The 19,642-nt window shown below is 68.0% G+C and carries 18 protein-coding genes; 10 read left to right on the top strand and 8 right to left on the bottom strand.

The window, feature by feature from the left end:
- Positions 1-62 precede the first annotated feature (62 nt).
- The gene (locus AC1DNC_RS08085) at positions 63-917 is read left to right on the top strand and encodes an MBL fold metallo-hydrolase (RefSeq protein WP_476862049.1); all 855 of its coding nucleotides are present in this window, start codon (positions 63-65) and stop codon (positions 915-917) included.
- A 118-nt stretch (positions 918-1,035) separates the two neighbouring features.
- Entirely contained in the window at positions 1,036-1,794 is a 759-nt protein-coding gene (locus tag AC1DNC_RS08080; protein ID WP_476862048.1) for a YcnI family copper-binding membrane protein, read from the top strand.
- 22 nt (positions 1,795-1,816) lie between these two features.
- Here AC1DNC_RS08080 and AC1DNC_RS08075 read toward each other — a convergent pair whose 3' ends face one another.
- The 4 genes from AC1DNC_RS08075 to AC1DNC_RS08060 form a co-directional block, all read right to left on the bottom strand.
- The gene (locus AC1DNC_RS08075) at positions 1,817-3,568 is read right to left on the bottom strand and encodes a copper resistance protein CopC (RefSeq protein WP_476862047.1); all 1,752 of its coding nucleotides are present in this window, start codon (positions 3,566-3,568) and stop codon (positions 1,817-1,819) included.
- A gap of 94 nt (positions 3,569-3,662) precedes the next feature.
- The gene (locus AC1DNC_RS08070; RefSeq protein ID WP_476862046.1) at positions 3,663-9,182 is read right to left on the bottom strand and encodes an Ig-like domain-containing protein; all 5,520 of its coding nucleotides are present in this window, start codon (positions 9,180-9,182) and stop codon (positions 3,663-3,665) included.
- A gap of 639 nt (positions 9,183-9,821) precedes the next feature.
- Entirely contained in the window at positions 9,822-10,742 is a 921-nt protein-coding gene (locus AC1DNC_RS08065) for a 2-hydroxyacid dehydrogenase (RefSeq protein WP_476862045.1), read from the bottom strand.
- A gap of 73 nt (positions 10,743-10,815) precedes the next feature.
- Positions 10,816-10,977: a hypothetical protein gene (locus AC1DNC_RS08060; protein WP_175322402.1), complete on the bottom strand. Its 162-nt coding sequence runs from the start codon at positions 10,975-10,977 to the stop codon at positions 10,816-10,818.
- Positions 10,978-11,150: 173 nt separating this feature from the next.
- Between AC1DNC_RS08060 and AC1DNC_RS08055 the strand changes: the two genes are divergently transcribed.
- Both AC1DNC_RS08055 and AC1DNC_RS08050 read left to right on the top strand, forming a co-directional pair.
- Positions 11,151-11,987 carry an alpha/beta fold hydrolase gene (locus tag AC1DNC_RS08055; RefSeq protein ID WP_476862044.1) on the top strand — a complete coding sequence of 279 codons (837 nt, stop codon included), beginning with the start codon at positions 11,151-11,153 and terminating at the stop codon, positions 11,985-11,987.
- A gap of 308 nt (positions 11,988-12,295) precedes the next feature.
- A complete protein-coding gene (locus AC1DNC_RS08050) occupies positions 12,296-12,772 on the top strand; it encodes a hypothetical protein (RefSeq protein WP_476862043.1) in 477 nt (158 codons plus the stop codon).
- 75 nt (positions 12,773-12,847) lie between these two features.
- Here AC1DNC_RS08050 and AC1DNC_RS08045 read toward each other — a convergent pair whose 3' ends face one another.
- Positions 12,848-13,123, bottom strand: coding sequence for a hypothetical protein (locus AC1DNC_RS08045; protein ID WP_476862042.1), 276 nt, complete (start codon positions 13,121-13,123; stop codon positions 12,848-12,850).
- 38 nt (positions 13,124-13,161) lie between these two features.
- On the bottom strand, positions 13,162-13,824 hold the full coding sequence (locus tag AC1DNC_RS08040; protein ID WP_476862041.1) for a uracil-DNA glycosylase: 663 nt from the start codon (positions 13,822-13,824) through the stop codon (positions 13,162-13,164).
- Between the two features lie 106 nt (positions 13,825-13,930).
- Here AC1DNC_RS08040 and AC1DNC_RS08035 point away from each other — a divergent pair, with 106 nt between their 5' ends.
- Positions 13,931-14,455: a DUF488 domain-containing protein gene (locus AC1DNC_RS08035; RefSeq protein ID WP_476862040.1), complete on the top strand. Its 525-nt coding sequence runs from the start codon at positions 13,931-13,933 to the stop codon at positions 14,453-14,455.
- Between the two features lie 9 nt (positions 14,456-14,464).
- Here the strand turns inward: AC1DNC_RS08035 and AC1DNC_RS08030 are convergent, their stop codons facing one another.
- On the bottom strand, positions 14,465-15,448 hold the full coding sequence (locus tag AC1DNC_RS08030; RefSeq protein WP_476862039.1) for an aldo/keto reductase: 984 nt from the start codon (positions 15,446-15,448) through the stop codon (positions 14,465-14,467).
- Positions 15,449-15,485: 37 nt separating this feature from the next.
- On the opposite strand from AC1DNC_RS08030, the gene AC1DNC_RS08025 reads away from it, so the two are divergent.
- The 4 genes from AC1DNC_RS08025 to AC1DNC_RS08010 all read left to right on the top strand — a co-directional run bounded on the left by AC1DNC_RS08025 (position 15,486) and on the right by AC1DNC_RS08010 (position 18,165).
- A complete protein-coding gene (locus AC1DNC_RS08025) occupies positions 15,486-15,647 on the top strand; it encodes a hypothetical protein (protein WP_476862038.1) in 162 nt (53 codons plus the stop codon).
- Between the two features lie 32 nt (positions 15,648-15,679).
- Positions 15,680-16,480: a hydroxypyruvate isomerase family protein gene (locus tag AC1DNC_RS08020; protein WP_476862037.1), complete on the top strand. Its 801-nt coding sequence runs from the start codon at positions 15,680-15,682 to the stop codon at positions 16,478-16,480.
- A gap of 89 nt (positions 16,481-16,569) precedes the next feature.
- Entirely contained in the window at positions 16,570-17,049 is a 480-nt protein-coding gene (gene bcp / locus AC1DNC_RS08015) for a thioredoxin-dependent thiol peroxidase (protein WP_476862036.1), read from the top strand.
- 168 nt (positions 17,050-17,217) lie between these two features.
- The gene (locus tag AC1DNC_RS08010) at positions 17,218-18,165 is read left to right on the top strand and encodes a hypothetical protein (protein WP_476862035.1); all 948 of its coding nucleotides are present in this window, start codon (positions 17,218-17,220) and stop codon (positions 18,163-18,165) included.
- 102 nt (positions 18,166-18,267) lie between these two features.
- Here AC1DNC_RS08010 and AC1DNC_RS08005 read toward each other — a convergent pair whose 3' ends face one another.
- A complete protein-coding gene (locus AC1DNC_RS08005; protein ID WP_476862034.1) occupies positions 18,268-19,116 on the bottom strand; it encodes a class I SAM-dependent methyltransferase in 849 nt (282 codons plus the stop codon).
- Positions 19,117-19,312: 196 nt separating this feature from the next.
- On the opposite strand from AC1DNC_RS08005, the gene AC1DNC_RS08000 reads away from it, so the two are divergent.
- Positions 19,313-19,639: a hypothetical protein gene (locus tag AC1DNC_RS08000; protein WP_476862033.1), complete on the top strand. Its 327-nt coding sequence runs from the start codon at positions 19,313-19,315 to the stop codon at positions 19,637-19,639.
- The last annotated feature ends 3 nt before the right edge of the window (positions 19,640-19,642 follow it).

Below are 19,642 nucleotides of genomic sequence, written 5' to 3'. Positions count from 1 at the left end.
CCCCCACCGCCCGGGAATACCGTCTCGGCAGGCACTACCAACCACGAGGGGGAGGGCACGTCGTGCTGAAGCAAGTCGCAGAGGGCGTTCTGGTCCATGAGAGCAAGTTTTTGCAGAGCAACTGCGTCATCGTTCAAGAACAGGCCGGCGCGCTGCTCATTGACCCCGGCATAACAACGGGCGAATTGGCGGCACTCGCGGATGAGCTTCGTAAATTGGGCCAGCCCGTCGTGGCGGGCTTTTCGACCCATCCTCATTGGGACCACGTCCTCTGGCACGCGGACTTCGGCGACGCGCCCCGTTACGCCACAGCCCGCTGCGCGGCACCGATCCAGGAACTGCTGTCGCAGCCGGACTGGCAAGCCCGCGTAGCCGGAGTGCTTCCGCCGGACTTCGCCGAGGAGATCCCGCTGGATCTCCTCGGCCTCATCACCGCGCTGCCCACCGGCACCACGCAGATCCCCTGGGATGGCCCCGCGGTCCGGATCCTCGAGCATCAGGCCCATGCCGCGGGCCACGGGGCGCTGCTGATCCAGGAGCGCGGCATCTTGGTCGCCGGCGACATGCTTTCCGACATTCTGATACCGTTCCTCGATCTGAACGCCGCGGATCCGGTGGAGGACTATCTCGCCGCGCTGCGGCTTTTCGACGGCGTGGCCGACGACGTCGCCGCCGTGGTCCCGGGACATGGCTCGGTCAGCGGAGCCGGACAGTTGCGGACACGAATAGACCAGGATCGCGCCTACGTGACAGCCCTGCGGGACGGCGTTGAGCCCGACGACCCGCGGTTAGGTCCATCGGCCCCGCTGGATTGGCTGCCCGGCGTGCACCAACGGCAGGCCCAGCAGCTCGCCCAAAGAGCGCAGAACGGGGCGCCAGGTTCCGGTGTGTCCAGCCCGGTACCGGAACCCGGGTGAACAAGACTGAGCCCGCCGGAGCGGCCACCTCCTACCGCCGTCCGAGCGGCCAGCCCTCATCCCTGCTTTGCCGACCCCGCCCGCTGCCCCCGGCTACCGATTCTCGAAAGGCATAGACATGAATACCCCAATCCGTGGAACCCTCCAGACCATCGCTGCGGCCTCCGCGGCAGCGGGCATCATTGTCATGGGCGCCACCGCCGCGTCCGCCCACGTCAGCGTGAACCCTGACGACACCGGCGCAAACGGCTACACGCACCTGACGTTCAACGTTCCGAATGAATCCAAGACCGCGAAGACCAGCAAACTTGAGGTCAAGCTGCCCACGGACACCCCCTTCACCTCGGTTTCGGTCAAACCTGTCGAGGGCTGGAGTGCCCAGGTCATCACCGGCGACCTGCCCAAGCCGGTCACCGTGTCCGGGACGACCGTCACCAAGGCCCCGACCTCCGTGGTCTGGACCGCCGACGCAACGCACCAGCTGGGAAAGAACGAATATCAGGCGTTTTCACTCTCCGTCGGCAGGCTCCCCGCGGCGGGCACGACCGTCACCTTGAAGGCAGCCCAGACCCTCACCGACGGGACCGTCGTGAACTGGGACGAGGAAAGCGCCGAGGGCCAGCCCGAACCCGAACACCCGGCGCCGTCCTTCACCACCACCGCCGAAGACGGAACCGCAGCCGCCGCTCCGGCCGCAACGGCTCCTGCTGCCGGGTCCCAAGCTGGCGCGCCCCAGGCCACCGCCAGCCGGGCCGCAGAGACTGCCGGCGACGGGGCCTCGGTGTGGGGGCTTGTCCTGGGCGCCGCCGGATGCGTGCTCGGCGCAGCCGCGCTGGCACTGGTCCTGACCGGCCGCAGCCGCACGGCAGCTAAGTAGCCACGGCAGCTAAGTAACCAGCTCAGCGCACCACCACGTCGACGACGGCGGCCGGCTGTTCCAGCTCGTTCACCCGGACGGCGGCGGTGATTTTCCACTGACCCGCTGCTGGCAGGACGACCTCAGCCCGGTAGCTACCCGGCGTCTCCCCCGGCTCGACCTTGGCGGCCAGCGGTCCGAGGCTCAGGTTCGGCTCGGCCAGGCTGACCTGCGGCAGGGCAAGCGGCACAATCGGGGCGCCCCCGGCGTCGGTGAGCTTGAAGGTGATGACATTTACCCCCACCTTTCCCGGGCTGAACCGGCCGGTCAGGTGGCCGGTTCCGAGCTCGGCGAGCACCGGTGTGCCGGCCGGGGCGGCGACCCCGGCCGCTGCCGGAACGGGTGCAGCGGCGGTATCGACGTCCCGGGGATTCTGCAGCGTCAGAGCCGAGGTGAGGCCAAGGACCACTACCACCCCGGCCGCCTCCAGCCGGACGGCAAGTGCCAGCCGGCGCCAGGCGCTCCCCGTAGTGCCTTCGCGGGCCACGCGAGGGACGAGCCCGAACCGGTTCCATGCCGCCAGGCCGCCGATCACCGCCACCAGGCCAAGCTTGGCCAACAGCAGCAGTCCATAGGAGGTTCCGACGAGCGCCGTCACCGAGCCGACGATCACCACGCCGAGGATGGTCCCGGTGACGCCCAGCAGGACGACGAGGCCACCGGCCAGCGTGGAGAACCTGCCCAGGACCAGGGAAGCTTCGGCCGGATCGCCGTCCCGCCGTCGGGCGCGGACAAGGTGCAGCACCAGGCCCACGAGACCGCCCAACCAGACCGCTGCTGTGGCGGCGTGGACCAGGTCGGCGCCCATCACCAGCCAGCTAGGTCCGAAGGTCTGGGTGTGGCCGACGGGCAGCACCGAGGCCAGTGCGGTCACGGCGCCCACCGTCCCCGTCCAGAAGCCCGCCCGGCGCGGCAACCGTACCCGGAGGAGCATCAGCGCAACCCCCGAGGCGGCGAGGACCAGGGTCCAGACCGGCCCCCCGGGCCATCCCGAGCTGAGGACCCCCGGGTCGAATAGCGCGCCGGGACCCAGCCCGCGCTCCCGCACCGCGGTGAGGGGCACCAGGAGGACGTAGGAGGTCACGGCGACGGCGGCAGCCGCCGCGGACAGCGGCCGCCCTGGCCCCGTGGAGCGGGCGACAAACAGGTCAAAGACGGTGAGACCCACCAAAGAGAACAAGCCCACGTAGCCGAAAGCGGTGAGCACCCCGTAGAGGACGTCCACGGGTCCGGCGTCGTGCTCTGCAATGGCCGGGACCTGTCCGCCGGCCCGGCCCACAGAGAAGGACAGCATCCCGGACTCGGGGTGCGAATCTTCGGAAACCACCCGCCAGCCGAGCACGTAGCTGCCCTCCCCAAGGTCCGGCGGCAGGCTAACCCGGACAACCGCATCCACCGCTTCGGCCGGGACTGTGCGGTGGCCGCCGCTGCCGTCGTAGAGCTGGAAGCCGTCCGGGACCAGGAAGACCGGCTCGCCGAAAACGAATTCAACCGAGCCGGGCGCAGCGGCCAGCACCGCACCCTCGGCCGGCGTTGTAGACAACAGCTCAGCGTGCGCCCAGGCCGGGGCCGGAGGCAGCACCAGCATCAAGGCCAGCACGGCGAACAGCAGCCGGGCGAGCCGAAGGCGCAGCGGTCCCCGGCCGCGGGTTCCCCGGCGCAGGTTTCCCTGGCCCTGGTTTCCCCGGTGCAGGAATCCCCGCCCCCGGAGCCCCTGGCGCGTTCCTGTCGACACGATCGTCTCCTTGTCCTGCATGGCAGTGGCGTGAAAAGCCGAGCGCACCCCCGCCCGGCTCTGGATGCCGGGCGGCGGTGCGCTGCGGGTGGTGCTATTTACCGGTTATGAAGGTCCAGGAAACGGGGGCCAGCTGGTTGCCGGCACCGTCCTTGATCCCGCTGCTGAGCGTTACGGTATACCTCGTATTGGCCAGCAGCGTGCTGGTCGGGTTAAGTGTTGCAACCCTCCTGGCACTCGAGTAGCTGACGGCTGCGGGGACCGGAGCGCCAGTCGTCGTCCGCTTGATGGTGAACTTCCCCCTCGCCATGGCCGGACTCTGCAACCCGATGACCGCCTTGTTGAAGGCCACCGTGACATTCGCCGTCCGGCTGACCCTGGCCGCATTGACCCCCGGGGTGCGGGCAATGAGTGCCGGTGCGGCACCGGTGGTGAAGGTCCACGACTTGCTAACCAGCGGGTTTCCGGCCAGGTCCTTGACTCCGCTGCTCAGGGTCAAGGTGTAGGTGCGGTTACTGGCCAGCGGTGCGTCCGGGACCAGCGTCACGACCCGTGTGGCGGCGTCGTACGTCACCTTCGAGGCGATGGTCGCAAACCCCAGCCTCAGGGTGTAGTTGGACGTGCTGGCGGCGCTGGTGGGCAGGCCGGTCACGGGCTCGCTGAACGTTGCACGCAGCGGGGTCCGTGCAGTGGCCGTGCCCAGTCCGACGCCGGTGGCTCCGGCGGCGGGATTGGTGGAGGTGACCGTCGGGCGGGGTCCGGTAATGAAGTCCCAGCTCGTCGCGGCCAGCGATCCGCCCGACACGCTCTTGATGTCCGTGGTCAAGGAGAGCGTGTAGGTCTTGTCAGCGGCCAGCGCCGACGTCGGGACGAGGGTGGCCGTCCGTGACGCCGCGCTGTAGCTCACCGACGCCGGAACCGACGTGGCGCCCTGCTTCAACGTGAACGACGTGTTGCTGACGCCGGTGACAGCCTCGCTGAACGTGACGGTCGGCCGGACATTGCTCGCCACCGCAGTCGCCCCTGGTGCGGGGTTCTGCGCGGTCACTCTCGGCGTCGACGACGCGGTGAGCACCGGTGCGGACACCGTGTTCCCGGCCGCGTTCCACGCCGTGACCCGGTAGGCGTACTGCCCGGTCCCGGCGGTCTTGTCCGTGTAGGTGGTCACGTTCGCCAGGGTGGTGGCGATCTGGGCGTAGGTGCCGGCCCTGCCGTTGACCAGCGGCGCCCGCTCGATCTTGTAGCCGATCTCGTTCTTCGGGTTACCCCAGGTCGTGGGATCGTTGATCGAAATCGGGGTCCCGTCGGTCCAGCTCAGCAGCACATCACTCGTGGGTCGAGTGAAGCTCAACACCGACGCGTCCGGCAGCGTGCGGGGCGCGCTGACCGAGATGGGCCGCATCATGTCCATCTCCTCGTGGCTGAGAATGTGGCAGTGCCACACGTACTCCCAGCCGAAGTTGGTCATCTCGTTGCTGATCGGGTCGATCGGGTCACCGTTGGTGTCGGTGTTGTTGAACCCGGCTTCGGATCCGTTCGGGCCGGTGGTAGAGCCCTTGGCGCCCAGCGGCATCATCGGGTTGAGCGGCCGGTTGCTGTCCGGGATGGCGAACGGGAGTTTCGGCAGGATGGGCCGAACCGCCACGATCGTGTCCTCCAGCGGGCTGACCCGCACGGTGTCCTTCCAGCCCAGTTCTGTCGGTTCGGGCGGGATGATGATGTTGTCCCAGGTGACCCTGTTCAACACCTGCACGTCGTTGAGGTGGAAGTGCAGCGGATGGGTGTCCACGCCGTTGTGGGTGATCTTCCAGATCTGCGTGCCGTCGGCGGCTGTGGAAATCGGGGTCACGTCGAGGCTGTTCGTCCCCTTGGTGCCGTCGAGTTTCTCCGTCACGGGATTGACGAAGGGATACAGAATGACGTTTTGGAGCAGCGGCGTTGCTCCCGGGGCCTCCAATCCGATGTTGCCGCTCATCCGTCCCCACTCGTCGAAGTTCGCCGAGTTCATCTCATCGTGGACGCTCTTGCCCTCGATCGGAATGCTGAGCTGGTTGCCCGACAGGGTGTCGAACTTGAACTTGTCTCCTCCTTGCTCGGCGATCCGGGCGAAGCCGTCGCACTTGGCGGCGGGGGTGATCGCCGCGTTGCAGGCACCGCTGCCGACGAAGCTCTTCCCGTAGGCCTGGTTGTATGCGGCCTGGCCAACCACGATCGGGTTCTGGCTCGATTCGAAGACCCCGGCAGGCTTGCCGGCGGCGTCGGTGTGGTGGTCGAACGCGGCCATCAGCTTGCCCATCTGGTCAGCCGTGGTGTTCGGCCGGTCGAAGGCCAGCGCCGGTGCGGCGGTGGAAACCTTGACCTGCATGACGGACCGGGTGTCGGGTCCGTAGCCGGGCAGCGTAGTAGGAGCGCCGGCCGGGGACATGTCCGGTCCGTTGGTGTAGTAGTCGTAGCCGGGGATCCGGCCGGGGAACGCCGCCGGAGCGTCGTTGTAGAGGATCAGCGTCTTGCCCCGGTAGGCGGAGAAGTCGACGATCACGTCGGCGCGTTCGGCCGGTGCCAGCAGCAGCGAGTGCTGGTCGACGTTGCCGACGTCGAACCGGGTCGGGTCGGTGATCCACGTCGTCTCGTGGGCGGGGACCACGGCCGGGGTCGGCAGGAAGCCGCCTTCGTTGCCAATCTGGATCCAGTCAGGGCCCTTGGGGCTCTTCGTGGTGTCCGGCGTCGGGGTGACCACCGGATCCGTCTGCGCCATGGAAACCTCGCTGGCCTTCAGCGCCACCTCGGTGCCCGTGGCGGGATCTGCCACGTACCAGGAAAGGTTCCAGAACCGGTCGTCAGAGCCGTTGAGGATCCGGAACCGGTAGGTCTTCGGGTCCAGGGTCTTGGTCGGGTAGGCGGTGCCATTCACGACGGGTGTGTCGTGGAAGGCCTCCATGCCGACGGAATTGTTGGGTGTGGACGGGATCAGGGCCGGCTCACAGAAGTCGGCGGTGTTCGGGTCGCAGTTGGGGTCGTAATAGGGGTTGGCCATGGGCGGGTACTTGGCGTCCTTAGCCGGCGGCCAGAACCACGGTCCGTAGAACCAGCGGCCGAATGCGCTCATCCCGCTGGGGTCGCCGGGGTTCTGCGCAGGCATGTAGACGTGCGGCTGCCAAAGGTTGCCCTCGCCGCCCCACTTCTTCGCGTCCCATGTCGGGTCGAGCTGGGCCATCCGCTTCGCGCTGGGCACGAAGGTCTTGTCCTGGATGGTGAGCTGGGTGCCCATGCCGAGGCCTTCGAGGGCGCCGCCGGGAGCCATCAGCTTCTTCTCGGTGTCGTCGGTGATCATGTAGCCGGCTTCCTCGCCGGCGTAGACGTTGAGCCGCGTGATGCCCCAGGCGTGGTCGTGGTAGAACATCATCCGGGCGCTCTGCTGGTTGGTGTAGAAGAACGTTTCCGCACCGGGGCCGGGATCCGGCATGTCCGGGACGTTGCTGACGCTGACACCCTTCGGGTACGCGGTGTTCTCACCGGTCGGGGTGACCCACTGGTGCGGCGTGCCATCGCTGATCCAGGGAGTGATGCCGCCGTGCAGGTGCAGGGTGGCGCGGTTCTCCGAGTAGCAGGTGGTCGGCTTCGGCGTCTGCCCGCACATCGGGTTGCGCACGCCGTCGAGGACGCTCTTCTCGTCCTTCGCCATGTCCATCGGGATCTTGGTCTTGGGGTCGAGGGTCATCATCTGGGGACCGGCGCCCGCACCCATCACCGTGGTGTCCACCGGGAGGAACAGGTCTCCGTCCGTGCCCGTGGGCAGCAGGTTGCGGAACAACACCCGGACTGGCCGGTTCTTCGTGGCGACGATGGTCGGGCCAAGGTAATGCGGCCCGTCGACGCCAGTGAAGTTGATTGGGGTATCCGGCAGTGCCGGGTCAAGGTTGGCGTTGCCGAGGGCGACCTTCTTGCCCGGGACGACGCTGGTGGAGAGCTGGACGTAGCCGCGGAGCAGGGTGGCCGGCAGGTCGCGGTGGAACTTCATCCGGTACTGCACAACGGCAATCTCGTAGTAGTCGGTGCCGGGGTAGGTGGTGGTGTCGGGCACCGCGACCGGGATGTACTGGCCCAGGTCGTTGGCGTTGGCTTCCCCCTCCCCTGGCAGGGTGTCGACGAACTTCTTGATTCCCGGGGTGAGGTAGCCGGCGCCGGGGCTGGTGACCACAATGTCGGTGACCGAGCCCTTGACCGCTACCTTCGCGGTGGCGCTCGCGCCCTTGTCCGGTGTTCCCACCGTGTCGGCAATCGTCACGGTGGGGGCTGAGTCGTAGCCCGCGCCGCCGTCGGTGACGTCGATCCGGGTAATGCCGATGGTGGCCTCAACCTTGGCCTCGAGTTCGGGAGCGTTCTTGCTGGCGTCGCTGATGATCACGGTCGGGGCGGAGGTGTAGCCGCTGCCTCCGTTCGCAATCTCGACGCCGGTGACGACGCCGTTAGCGTCCATCGTCGCTTTGCCGGTGGCCTGCTCGCCGTCGGCGAGGTCAGGCTTGGAGATCTCCACCAGCGGCTGGGCCTGGTAGCCCTTGCCGCCGTCGTTCAGCTTCAGGTTGTCGACCGTCCCGCTGGCAAGGGCGTGGGCCTCCGAGCCCGCGGTGGGGTTGCCTCCCGTCAGGGTCACGGCCGGCTTGGAGAATCCGTAACCGGTCTCGTTGACGTCGATGCTGGTGATTACGCCGGTAGCGATCTTGGCGGTGGCCTTCGCCACCGCCGTGGGGGTGACTCCGGCGGTGGTGATTTCCACCGTAGGCGGGACCGCGTAGCCGGCACCCGGGCTGGTCACGGTGACTCCGGAGATGGCTCCGGTCTTCGGGTCTACCGAGGCGGTGGCTTCCGCACCCGTGCCCGGGTCGGTGATGGTCGGCGTGACGTCGGCGCCGAAGGAGTAGGTGCGGTCGTGGGAGAAGTCAGGGTAGTTGGAGGCTCCGAGCTTGACCGTGCTGTCCTTGGCCGGCGCCACGTTGGTGGTCATCGTCGGGTCACCGCTTGCCGGCGTGCTCAGGGCGTCGCCGTTGGCGGGGACTTCGGTGTCGACCGGCACCCCCTGGCCGTAGAAGCCGATGACGTCGTCCTTCTGCACTGCCACCGGCGGCACGGCGTAGGTCTCGACCTCGCCGGTGGCAACGGTCGGCGTCGGCACCTTCAGTTCGTCACTGGCGTACACGACGGTGTACTCCCCGGCGGTGCCGGTCGGCCGCAGCACCAGCGCGTGGAAGATGTTGCCGGCCGAGGTGGTGGGGCTGCCACCGGCGGTGCCCTGGTTCCAGCTCTGGAAATCTTTGAGTGTTCCGGCGGGCAGCTTGGTGTGGTCCAGAATCACCAGCACCGGACCCATCTCACCGGTCGGCTTCGCCCAGTCGGTCGCGTACTTGCGTTCGACCAGCGGGTTGCCGTACAGGACCGGCGTGGGGGTTCCGACGCTGATTTTGACCATGGCGTCGGCTAGGGTCTGCGGGCTGTTTGCCCAGTTGGGGTAAGGGCCGAAGTAGTGCGGGACCTTCGACTCATCGGTCGCGCTCGCGGGAACCGCGGCTTGAGCCGCTTCCGGGCCGAAGATGCTGGGCGTCCCGACGAGGGGGCCCATGCTGCTGGCCAGGAGCGCGAGAGCCGCGACGGCGGCCGGTCTGGTTAGGCGACGCCTGGAAACTTGTCGTACTGGTGGACGGGCAGAGGATTGCATGATTCCCCCCAATTTTCAGTGAATGGTCTGGCTGAAGAAGCTGCCAAGCCAGAGGCTAAGGTGGGGGTTTCTCCGCGAGCGCGGGTAGAAGCTACCGGACTTCCGGCCACCTGTACCCGTGTTTGCGCAGCTTCTACGCGGACGCTGGGGCTGGCTACTCGGCCCGGACTGCCTATGCGGGGAAACGGCGGGCGCCCGCGCCGGCGCGGGACCCCTCCCGAGGAGCGGAATTCACCCACCGCCGGGGGTGTTTCTGCCATGGATTCTGGAGCGACAGCCGGCGCCGTGGGCGGCATTCACGGCCGCTGGAGGGGGCATCGACCCAGCTCGGGGCCCTGCGGCGCGGAAATTTGTGCCCATCCGTACAAACCGGGCCGCAACCACGGAGATTTGGTTGGCGAGTTTGCAGGGCGGCCCCTGGACACGGCGGGAGCGGTACCTGAGTGTCCGTGGACTGCGTTTGTGGCCGTGCCGAGGGCCCAGACGCCAAAAAGGGGGGCACCCCAGTCCGGGCTCCCTCCCCCTCAGCCGGCCCGGACCTGCCTAGCCGCCGATTACGACGTTCGCAGGCGGTTCGTCCGCGAGCATGAGCTCAATCTGGCGCTGCAGCAGCTTCCCCATCCGCGGGCGCATGGCCGAGGTGGCTCCGCCGATGTGCGGGCTGATGATGACTCCGGGGGTGGACCAGAGCGGGTGGTCCTGTGGCAGCGGCTCCGGGTCGGTGACGTCCAGGGCGGCGCGGATCCGGCCCGAGGCGGTGTGCTTGACCAGCGCCTCCGTGTCCGCGACGGGGCCGCGGGCAACGTTGACCAGCAGCGCGCCGTCGGGCATCGCCGCGAGGAAGGCGTCGTCAATGAGGTTCCGGGTGGACTCGCTCAGCGGAACGACGACGACGACGATGTCCTGGTCCGGCAGCAGGCCGTGCAGTTCATCGATGCCGTGGATCTGGCCGCGCGCGTCGGACCGGGCCTTGCTGGCCACCCGCGTGACAGAGGTTTCGAACGGCAGCAGCCGGTCCTCGATCGCCTTGCCGACGCCGCCGTAGCCAACAATCAGCACCCGCCGGTCCGCGAGGCTGGCGGTGGGGCGGCTCTCCCAGCGGCCCTCCTGCTGGTTCAGCAGCATCCGGGGAAATTCCCGCTGGCTGGCCAGGATCAGGGCCAGGGTGAGCTCGGCGGTGGATGCTTCGTGGACACCCGCGGCATTCGCCAGCACCCGGCCGGACGGCAGGAAGTCTTCCACGCCGTCGTACCCGATCGACTGGCTCTGCACCAGCTCCGTCTCCACGTTTTCCAGTCCGCGCAGAGGGGCCCACCCGCCCATGTACGGCGGCACGACGATGTCGATCCTTGGCTGCGGCGCTTCGCCGGACAGGTCCCACTCGAGGATGGTCACGTCCGGGTGGGGCGGGAGGTACTCACGCAGGGTCGCGTCCGGCAGGCTGACGGTGATCTTCTTCGGCATAGTTGCCAGCCTAGTAGGCCGGGGCGCCGGACGACGGCGGCCACCCGCCGCCGTCGCCTGGCGCCGGATGTTCCTAGCGGCCGAACAGCTTGGCGAAGAAGCCGGTCTTGGGCTCGTCGGCGTGGCCCTTGCAGCGGTCCGCGCTCTTGACGCCGCGCATGACCTGGTCAACGTGCTGGCCGCAACCGGCCCAGGTGGTCTTACCGCACTTCTTGCATGCAACCTGTCGGCACATCTGGTGTCTCCCTTAGCTCGGTCTGTGACCTCGGTGGTCTACGACCAATTTATACCCCCAGGGGTATCGGGAGCAAATTCGTGGAACACCCTGTCCGGCGGAGGCGTTAGGTTCCTACAGTGGGACCCACCACGGGACGCACGCACCGACTTCAGACCGAGAGGACCGCTTTCATGGCATACATCAAGGTTGGAACCGAGAACAGCACCGACGTCGAGCTCTACTACGAGGACCACGGGGCCGGGCAGCCGGTGGTCCTGATCCACGGCTATCCGCTGGACGGCTCGTCCTGGGAGAAGCAGACCACCGCACTCCTCGCCGCCGGGTACCGCGTCATCACCTACGACCGCCGCGGCTTCGGCCAGTCCAGCAAGCCCACCGAAGGCTACGACTATGACACCTTCGCCGCGGACCTCAACACCCTGATGACCAGCCTGGACCTCAACGACGCCGTCCTCGTCGGCTTCTCGATGGGCACCGGCGAAGTGGGCCGCTACCTGGGCAGCTACGGCTCGGCGCGGGTGGCGAAGGCGGTGTTCCTGGGCTCGCTGGAGCCCTACATCCTGCAGGCCGGGGACAACCCGGAGGGCGTCCCGCAGTCCGTGTTCGACGGGCTGATGGAGGCGGTCACGGCGGACCGCTACGCCTTCTTCACCGACTTCTTCAAGAACTTCTACAACAGCGACACTTTCCTGGGCACCCCGCGGCTCAGCGAGGAAGTCATGCGGGCCGGCTGGAACACCGCCACCGCGGGCGGCCCGACGGCGTCGGCCGCCGCACAGCCCACCTGGCTCACCGACTTCCGCGGGGACATCCCCAAGATCGACGTCCCGGCCCTGATTGTCCACGGCACCGCGGACCAGATCCTGCCGATCGACGTCACCGGCCGCCGTTTCGCCAAGGCCCTGCCCAGCGCGGAGTACGTGGAGATCGACGGCGCCCCGCACGGAATGCTTTGGACCCACGCCGCCGAGGTCAATGAGGCGCTGCTGGGGTTCCTGGCGAAGTAGCCTCCGCCGCCGCGGTTTCCGCACCGGTTCCGGACGGGGGCACCCCGGGTCCGGGGTGCCCCCGTCCGTTTCCGTGGCGCTTTTCAGAAAGCGCCGCGGGACTGGCGAAGGCGTGTCCGCAGGCGCACGATTAACGTACCGGGAGCGCCATCTGCAGCCTCGGCCTGGGCCCCCAGTTAGCACGGGCAAGCTAAATAAGTACTGGACGGCGTGCCACCGCATAGGCGGTGCCACCGCTGCGTGGTCGCGACCGGCGCACGCCGTCCGCCCCTGTAGATCCGCATCCTCCAGTAGGAGCACCAAAAGAAATGTCCGTTACTACCCCTTCAACAAAAACCCGCCCCCTGGCGGCCAGGTTCACCCTGGTCTCGGCCGTCACCTTGGGGCTTATCGGCGGCCCTGTCGCCCTCGCCGCCCCGGCCGATGCCTCGACTTCGCTTCGTGGCTGCACGGTGGAACCGTTGAGGCCCACCGAGCGCAACCACTGGGTCGATTTCCGCATCAGGGTGGACTGCAAGGACAACAAGGCCGTGCAGATCAGGCAGCTGCGCTATGAAGACGAGCGCGGTCGCAACGACGATTTCCTGGGCAGGTCCACGTTCTGGCAGTCCTTCAACCGCCCCGACGACTCGGTCACCATTCACAGCTATGACCGCGTGCCAATCCAAGGCCGCCACAACAGCGAGCAGGTGTACCAACTCGTTTCGTTCCGCGTGCGCACCGGCAAGCACTGGTCCGATTGGACCCGCTGGGAAATGAGCAAGGAGGGAACCGTCCGGCGCTGACGACTAGGCGCTGACATCGCCTCACCGGAAAGCCAAGGGAAGTCCCTTGGCTTTCCTGCGCTCGGTTACGGACGGTTAGACCTCGTCGTCCCACCCGCCGGCGTCGACGGCGTCTTCCGGCTTGTCGTCCGACGTCGGGTCGCCTGACCCGATGTAGGCCGCAGGCACGGTTCCGGCGGCCTGGGTCTGCTGTTCCTCGCGGATGTTGCCGGCGCTGCCAGGTTCGGCGTGCGGCTGTCGGGCCTCGACGGCGTCGTCGTCGCCTTGCTGCTGGCGAGCTTTCGCGGCCTCCGGGTCGCCGGGCCCGCGCAGGCCGGCGGGATCGTTGCTCGGTTCGTTCGGATCACTCATGGCACTGCCTTTCATCCGGGGATGGACTTTCTCCCACACTAACTTGGACACTCACCGCCGGCGCCGGCTGCGATCAGCTCTTCGAGTCCGCGTTTGAAGCCGGACCGGCCGCCGTGGGCCGGGTGCCTGATTTTCGTCACATCCAGGCCGCTGCGCTGCAGGCTGTGGTGCGCCACGTTGCCCACCGCCACCACCGTTTCTATCGCAAATTCCGCCGCGAGCGCCTGCCAGAACGGGGTTCCCAGCGCGGCCTCGGACGCGTTGGGAGTGCGGTTGGACAACGGCTTCCCGGGCACGTGGGTGTGCCACGGACACGCACTCCAGAGCAGCGGCAGGAATCCCAGCTCGGCCAGCACGTCCCACATCACGGTCGCCGTCGGCTCCGCGGCAACTCCAGCCGCATCCGGCGGCAGCACGTAGCCCTTCCCCGGCCCGAACAAACCAAAGGCGTTGGCAGGCCCCTCCATGATGGTGCGGTTCGTGAACGGAACCCCGGTGAGCCGCATGCCGCGGAAGCCCGGTGCCTCCCCCAGCAGCAGCACCTTGGGGGAACGCTCCCGCATTTCCTGCAGGTAGATGGCCAGGTTCCGCCGGCGCAGCGCATTCGCGGGCACGGAGTGGTCGAGGAAGTTGGCGCACCCGGGCCCGGTCCGCACGGACGCGAGCCGGTCTACAAAGTCATCGATCGAGGGTGCAATCATCTCCCGGTCCGTTCCCTTGGCAGCTTGGCAGCTTGGCGGCTTCTAGGTCCACCAGACTATCCGCGTCGCTTCCGCACGGACATTGACACCCCTCTAGCATGGGGAGATGACGGACACGACCATCTTCACGGTGGGGCACTCCACTCATCCCATCGAGGAATTCATCGGCATCCTCAAGGCCCACGGCATCAAGAAGCTGATCGATGTGCGCACCGTCCCGAAGTCGCGGCACAATCCGCAGTTCAATGCGGACGCACTCGCGGCGAGCGTCCGGGCCAGCGGGATCACGTACCGGCGGATGGAATCCCTCGGCGGCCTGCGGCACACCACCAAAGACAGTCCTAACGGCGCTTGGCGGAACGCGTCGTTCCGTGGCTACGCGGATTACATGCAGACCGAGGCGTTCGCCACCGCCGTCGAACAGCTGATGGAGCGCGGACGCCACAGCGATGCCGCCATCATGTGCGCGGAGGCCGTGCCATGGCGCTGCCACCGGTCCCTGATCGGCGACGCGCTGCTGGTGCGGAACGTCGAGGTGCTGGACATCATGTCGGCAACGTCCGCCAAACCGCACACCCTGACCTCGTTCGCCCGCGTCGACGGCCGCCGGGTCTGGTACCCGCCCGAGTAGCGCCCGCGGCTACCAGCGCGGGTGGACTGCCGCGCGAAAGTAGCGGTCATAGACCTCGTGGACGCCGACGTCGAACGTGGAGTCGATGCCGCTGACGGTCGCGGCCTCGGCGTTGGCGCGCGCCTGCTCAACGTTTCGGGCGCCCGGAATCACCGTGCTGACGCCGTCCTGGGCGGCAATCCAGGCGAGAGCCGCCTGTGCGGTGCTGACGCCGTCGGGCACCAGCTGTTCGAACTCGGCCACGGCCTTGAGTCCCTCGCCGAAGTCCACGCCGGAGAAGGTCTCCCCCACGTCGAACGCCGAGCCTGTCCGGTTGTAGTTGCGGTGGTCGTCCGCCGCGAAGGAGGTGTCGGCCGTGTACTTGCCGGAAAGCAGCCCGGAGGCGAGCGGCACGCGGGCGATGATGCCGACGCCGGCGGCTGCCGCAGCGGGCAGCACCTCGTCCAGCGGCTTGAGCCGGAAGGCGTTCAGGATGATCTGCACGCTGGCTGTGCCGTCGTGGCGCATCGCTTCGAGGGCTTCGTCGGTCCGCTCCACGCTGACCCCGTAGGTCCGGATGGCGCCGTCGGCCACGAGGGTGTCCAGCGCGTCGTACACCTCGGCGTTGCTGAAGACGGCGCTGGGCGGGCAGTGCAGCTGGACCAGGTCGAGCTGCTCGACGCCGAGATTCCGCCGGGACCGGTCCGTCCAGGCGCGGAAGTTGGCGAGGTTGTAGTTTTCCGGACGCTGCTCCATCCGTCGGCCCATTTTTGTGGCTACCGTGATGTCCAGGCCCGGGTTGTCCGCGAGGAAGGTGCCGATGGCCTGCTCGCTGCGGCCGTCGCCGTAGACGTCCGCGGTGTCGAAGAATGTGACGCCGGCGTCCACCGAGGCGGCCAGGATGGCCTGCGCCTGCGCCGGATCCACGTTGCCCCAGTCTGCACCGAGCTGCCACGTGCCCAGGCCAATGATGGAGACGTGCCGTCCGGTCTTGCCCAAGATTCGCTGTTCCATCATCCGACTATAGGCGTTGGCTTGCTAGCCTGAGGCTGTGAAGTACGAGTCCTTGTGGATCGGAATGCTCGTTGGCGCGGCCATCGGCTTCGCCGTCGGCGTGGCCACCGTGGACAAGCCCTTTACCGGCCTGTTGATCGGGTTGGCTATCGGCGCGCTGGTGGGCCTGGCCGCCCGGAAGGATCCGCGCAAGAGATAGGGCATTCACGCCCGGACCGGAAGGAAACCGCGTTGAGCTATTCCGTGAACTGCTCGATCATGCTGGATGACCTCCCGCTGCTCGAACGGCCTGCTGCGGCAAAGGCTGCCGGTTTCGACGCCGTCGAGTTCTGGTGGCCGTTCGCAGAGTCCGTGCCCGGCGACGCCGAGCTGGACCCCTTCGAACGCGCGATCACGGACGCAGGAGTCCAGCTTGCCGGCCTGAACTTCAACGCCGGCAACATGCCCGCCGGCGACCGCGGCCTCGTCTCCTGGATCGGCCGTTCCGCCGAGTTCCGGGACAACATCGAGGTGGTGGCAGGCATCGGCGGCCGGCTCGGTTGCACCTCGTTCAACGCCCTCTACGGCAACCGGCAGTCCGGGCACGCCGCCGAGGCCGAGGACGAGCTCGCGATAGAGAACCTCGCTGCCGCCGCCTCCTCCGTGGCCCGCATCGGAGGAACCGTGCTGCTCGAGCCGGTCAGCGGAGCCCCCGACTACCCGCTCCGCACGGCCGAAGACGCCGTGCGGGTGATCGACCGGGTGCGGGAGGAAACCGGCGCCTTGAACGTCAAGCTGCTCGCCGATTTCTATCACCTCTCGGTCAACGGCGACGACGTCGACGCCGTGATCGAACGGTACGCCCCGGACTTCGGCCACATCCAGGTCGCGGATTCGCCGGGGCGCGGCGCTCCCGGAACCGGCGGGCTGCCGCTGGAGCAGTGGATCGCCCGCAGCCGCGAGCTCGGCTACGCGGGCCGCGTCGGCCTGGAATACAAGGCGCCGGCGGCCTCGGCGTTCGACTGGACCAGCGGGCAGCGCACGGCTCCCTGATCGGTTGCTGGAGCGCCGGAATACCGGATCCGCCCGGGGTGTTGTGCACCACAGACCAATTTCCAGCCGCCACCAAGCGAAGGACTCCCATGAGCCAGAACCTCACCGTCAAGCTTCAGCCCGGAACCCCGGCCCCCGATTTCACGCTGCCCGACGCCGAGGGGAAGCCCGTGTCCTTGGCTGACTACCGCGGCAAGAACGTCATCGTGTACTTCTACCCGCAGGCCGCCACCCCCGGATGCACCACCGAGGCGTGCGACTTCCGCGACAGCCTGGCCTCCCTGCAGGGCTCCGGCTACGAAGTTCTGGGCATCTCCCCTGACGCCCCCGAGGCGCTGGCGCACTTCACCGGCGACTTTGCCCTGACCTTCCCGCTGCTGGCCGATCAGGACCACGCTGTGGCCCTCGCCTACGGCGCGTGGGGCGAGAAGCTGGTCCGCGGCGAGATCACCGAGGGCATCGTCCGCTCAACCGTGGTCCTCGATACCGAGGGCAAGGTGAAGCTGGCGCAGTACCAGGTCAAGGCAGAGGGCCACGTCGCGGCGCTTAAGGACGAGCTCGGGGTCTAGGGAGTCCGCGCCATTTTCGGATATCCGCGGCGTTTCCGGACAGGCGCACGCCCGATCCGGCCTGCCTGCGTCCGAAAGCGCAGCGGAAATCCAAGGGCATAGCAGGACTTGTCCACATCCGCCGTCGGCCCCGTTGCCGACGACCGGGCGGCAGGACAGCATCGGGGCATGGAACTTCCCGGGCTCATTCTCAGCAGCGACTCGGCACGGCTCGGCCGGGACGCCCGCGAATTGTGCCGTCGGGCCGCGGCGGGCGAGCTGCGCCGAATCAGGCGGGGCGTCTACGTTCAGTCGGCGGCCTGGGACGCGCTGCCGAGCTGGGACCGGTACCCGCTCCTGATCCAGGCGGCCGCCTCGACGCTGCAAAGCCGCACCGTGTTCTGCCGGAAGTCCTCGGCCGCACTGTGGGACCTTCCGGTGCTGGGCCGCCCCACGCTGGTGCATGCCTGCACCTCCGACGACGGCGGTGGCCGCTCGCGGGCGGGCGTCCGTCGGCATTACGCCGACCAGACGTCCCTGCAGGTCGAAGAGCGCCGGGGGCTGCTGGTCACGGGGCGGCTCCGGACCGTCCTGGATCTGGCGGCGTTCGAGTCATTTGAACAGGCCGTCGCGGTACTTGACCACGTGCTGCGTCCGCAGCCTGGGCTGCCTGCACTGAGCAAGGAGGAGCTCGAAGACGGCATCGGAACCAACTACAGCGCGGCAGCGGCGCGCAGAATCCGGGCCGCAATCGACTTCGCAGACCCTGCGTCGGGATCTCCCGGGGAATCGGTGAGCCGCGCGCTAATGCATCGGCTGGGCTTCGAGCCCCCTCGCTTGCAGACACCCATCCGTGATGCCCGCGGACTGGCCGCCTACACGGATCTTGAGTGGCCGGAGGAGCGGCTGTGCGGGGAATTCGACGGCCTGGTCAAGTACCAGAAGGCCGAGTACCTCCAGGGACGGACCCCCGCAGAAGTCGTCATCGACGAGAAGCGCCGCGAGGACCGGATCCGGGCGACCGGGCGGCGGGTCATCCGTTGGACCTGGACCGAGATCTCCGGACCGGCGAAATTCACGGCGTTCCTCGCTGCCCACAGGGTCCCGCGGCTGGTCAGGCCGGCATGCCGCCGGTGATGCCGCGCTGCTTCCGGAAATCCGCGCCGGTTACGGACAGCCGCGGCCCGGATCCGGGGTGCATCGGTCCGTAACCGGCGCGGAATTCGCCGCGGACAAGAGCTACGCCCGGGTGCCCGCCACGATCGTCGCCGTCGACCGGAGCCTGAGCGCGCCCTGGTGCCCATAGCGGCCCAGCATCTGGAACACGTCGGAGCGGATCAGCAACCGTGCTTCCTTGTCCGCCATGGCCAGGCCCGTGGCCACCGTGGTCGCGATATCAGCGATGAACTCCCAGTAGCTGTCCGGGGAGTCATGCACCAGGTCCGTGCTGACCTTTCGCTCCGCAACGTCCGTCAGGCCGGCGTCCCTGAACATCCGTGGCATGACTCCCGGCGCGGAGCAACGGAACAGTCCGGGCATGTCCGCGGGCGGGGAAGGCAGTTCCGTATGATGAGCGAGGGTGCCGAGGATGAGGCTCGCCCACGGATTTTCTGCGGGCCGGCCCCAGACGGCGGCGCTGATCCTCGCCCCGGGCTTGGCCGTCCGCACCATCTCCCGCAGGGCGGCTTTCATGTCGGGAAAGAACGTGACGCCGAAACAGCACAGGACGGCGTCGAACGTGCCGTCGTCGAAGGGCAGCTCTGCGGCGTCGCAGACACTGAAGCTCACGTTGGCCAGGCCCCGTGCGGACGCTTTGTCCTCGGCCACGTGCAACATTCCGGCCGAGATGTCGGTCAGGACCACTTCACCGTCTGGCACCAGGGTCGCCGCGGTGAGCCCTGGCTCGCCGGTGCCCGAGGCGACGTCGAGCACCATGGAGCCGGGCTGGAGCCTGGCGTCCTGGATCACGGCGTCGACGAAGGGTTGTTGCCAGCCGAGCAGTTCCGCGTCCCACTTTTTCCAGCCCGCCGCGAACTGGTCCCAGATGATGCGCTGACGGTCCCGGATACTGTCCGCTGCAACTGACATGGTGCGTCCTTAAAAAGTCCGGACCGCACCCTCCCCCACCCCTTAGTGTGCCCCGCCGCCCGGGTTCCCGCTAGGGTCCCGGATTTCTGCCACGGAATCGGACAGCCGCGCCGCGGATCCGGGTAGCGGCGGTCCGGAACCGGCGCGAAATCGCCGCCGCCAAAGCAGGGCCGGTGCGGGCAGTAGGCTTAACCGCATGGCTCCTGAAGACTCCCCCGTTGCGCCCGAGCGCCGCTCCGTCACCGTCCGTCGCGCTCCGAAGTACGTGCCGTTCCTGATCCTGGGCGGGCTGCTGGGCGTAGTGGTGGCCGCCGTCATCGCCTACGGGCTGCCGGGCGACGAGGGCTATGACGCCAACTCGGTCTTCGGCTTCTTCCTGACCTTCTGCATCGCCGGTGGCGCTATCCTGGGTGCCGCCGTCGCCCTCGTGCTGGACCGGCTGAGCGTCCGCCGGGCCGAGCGCGCCGTCGTCGAATCGGTTCCGGACTCCGTTCCGGACACCGACGACGAGGATCGCGCCTAAGCG

Source organism: Arthrobacter sp. 01N442, assembly GCF_056399345.1.
The sequence above is the reverse complement of the archived record's forward strand: the minus strand, read 5'-3'. Positions and strand labels throughout refer to the sequence as shown.

What these genes read in the sequence shown, in the direction of transcription:
- AC1DNC_RS08030 (WP_476862039.1), bottom strand. Translation starts at nt 15,448, where the DNA reads ATGGAACAGCGAATCTTGGGCAAGACCGGACGGCACGTCTCCATCATT.
- AC1DNC_RS08045 (WP_476862042.1), bottom strand. Translation starts at nt 13,123, where the DNA reads ATGAGTGATCCGAACGAACCGAGCAACGATCCCGCCGGCCTGCGCGGG.
- AC1DNC_RS08070 (WP_476862046.1), bottom strand. Translation starts at nt 9,182, where the DNA reads ATGGGCCCCCTCGTCGGGACGCCCAGCATCTTCGGCCCGGAAGCGGCT.
- AC1DNC_RS08005 (WP_476862034.1), bottom strand. Translation starts at nt 19,116, where the DNA reads ATGTCAGTTGCAGCGGACAGTATCCGGGACCGTCAGCGCATCATCTGG.
- AC1DNC_RS08000 (WP_476862033.1), top strand. Translation starts at nt 19,313, where the DNA reads ATGGCTCCTGAAGACTCCCCCGTTGCGCCCGAGCGCCGCTCCGTCACC.
- AC1DNC_RS08035 (WP_476862040.1), top strand. Translation starts at nt 13,931, where the DNA reads ATGACGGACACGACCATCTTCACGGTGGGGCACTCCACTCATCCCATC.
- AC1DNC_RS08040 (WP_476862041.1), bottom strand. Translation starts at nt 13,824, where the DNA reads ATGATTGCACCCTCGATCGATGACTTTGTAGACCGGCTCGCGTCCGTG.
- AC1DNC_RS08055 (WP_476862044.1), top strand. Translation starts at nt 11,151, where the DNA reads ATGGCATACATCAAGGTTGGAACCGAGAACAGCACCGACGTCGAGCTC.
- AC1DNC_RS08060 (WP_175322402.1), bottom strand. Translation starts at nt 10,977, where the DNA reads ATGTGCCGACAGGTTGCATGCAAGAAGTGCGGTAAGACCACCTGGGCC.
- AC1DNC_RS08050 (WP_476862043.1), top strand. Translation starts at nt 12,296, where the DNA reads ATGTCCGTTACTACCCCTTCAACAAAAACCCGCCCCCTGGCGGCCAGG.
- bcp (WP_476862036.1), top strand. Translation starts at nt 16,570, where the DNA reads ATGAGCCAGAACCTCACCGTCAAGCTTCAGCCCGGAACCCCGGCCCCC.
- AC1DNC_RS08080 (WP_476862048.1), top strand. Translation starts at nt 1,036, where the DNA reads ATGAATACCCCAATCCGTGGAACCCTCCAGACCATCGCTGCGGCCTCC.
- AC1DNC_RS08010 (WP_476862035.1), top strand. Translation starts at nt 17,218, where the DNA reads ATGGAACTTCCCGGGCTCATTCTCAGCAGCGACTCGGCACGGCTCGGC.
- AC1DNC_RS08065 (WP_476862045.1), bottom strand. Translation starts at nt 10,742, where the DNA reads ATGCCGAAGAAGATCACCGTCAGCCTGCCGGACGCGACCCTGCGTGAG.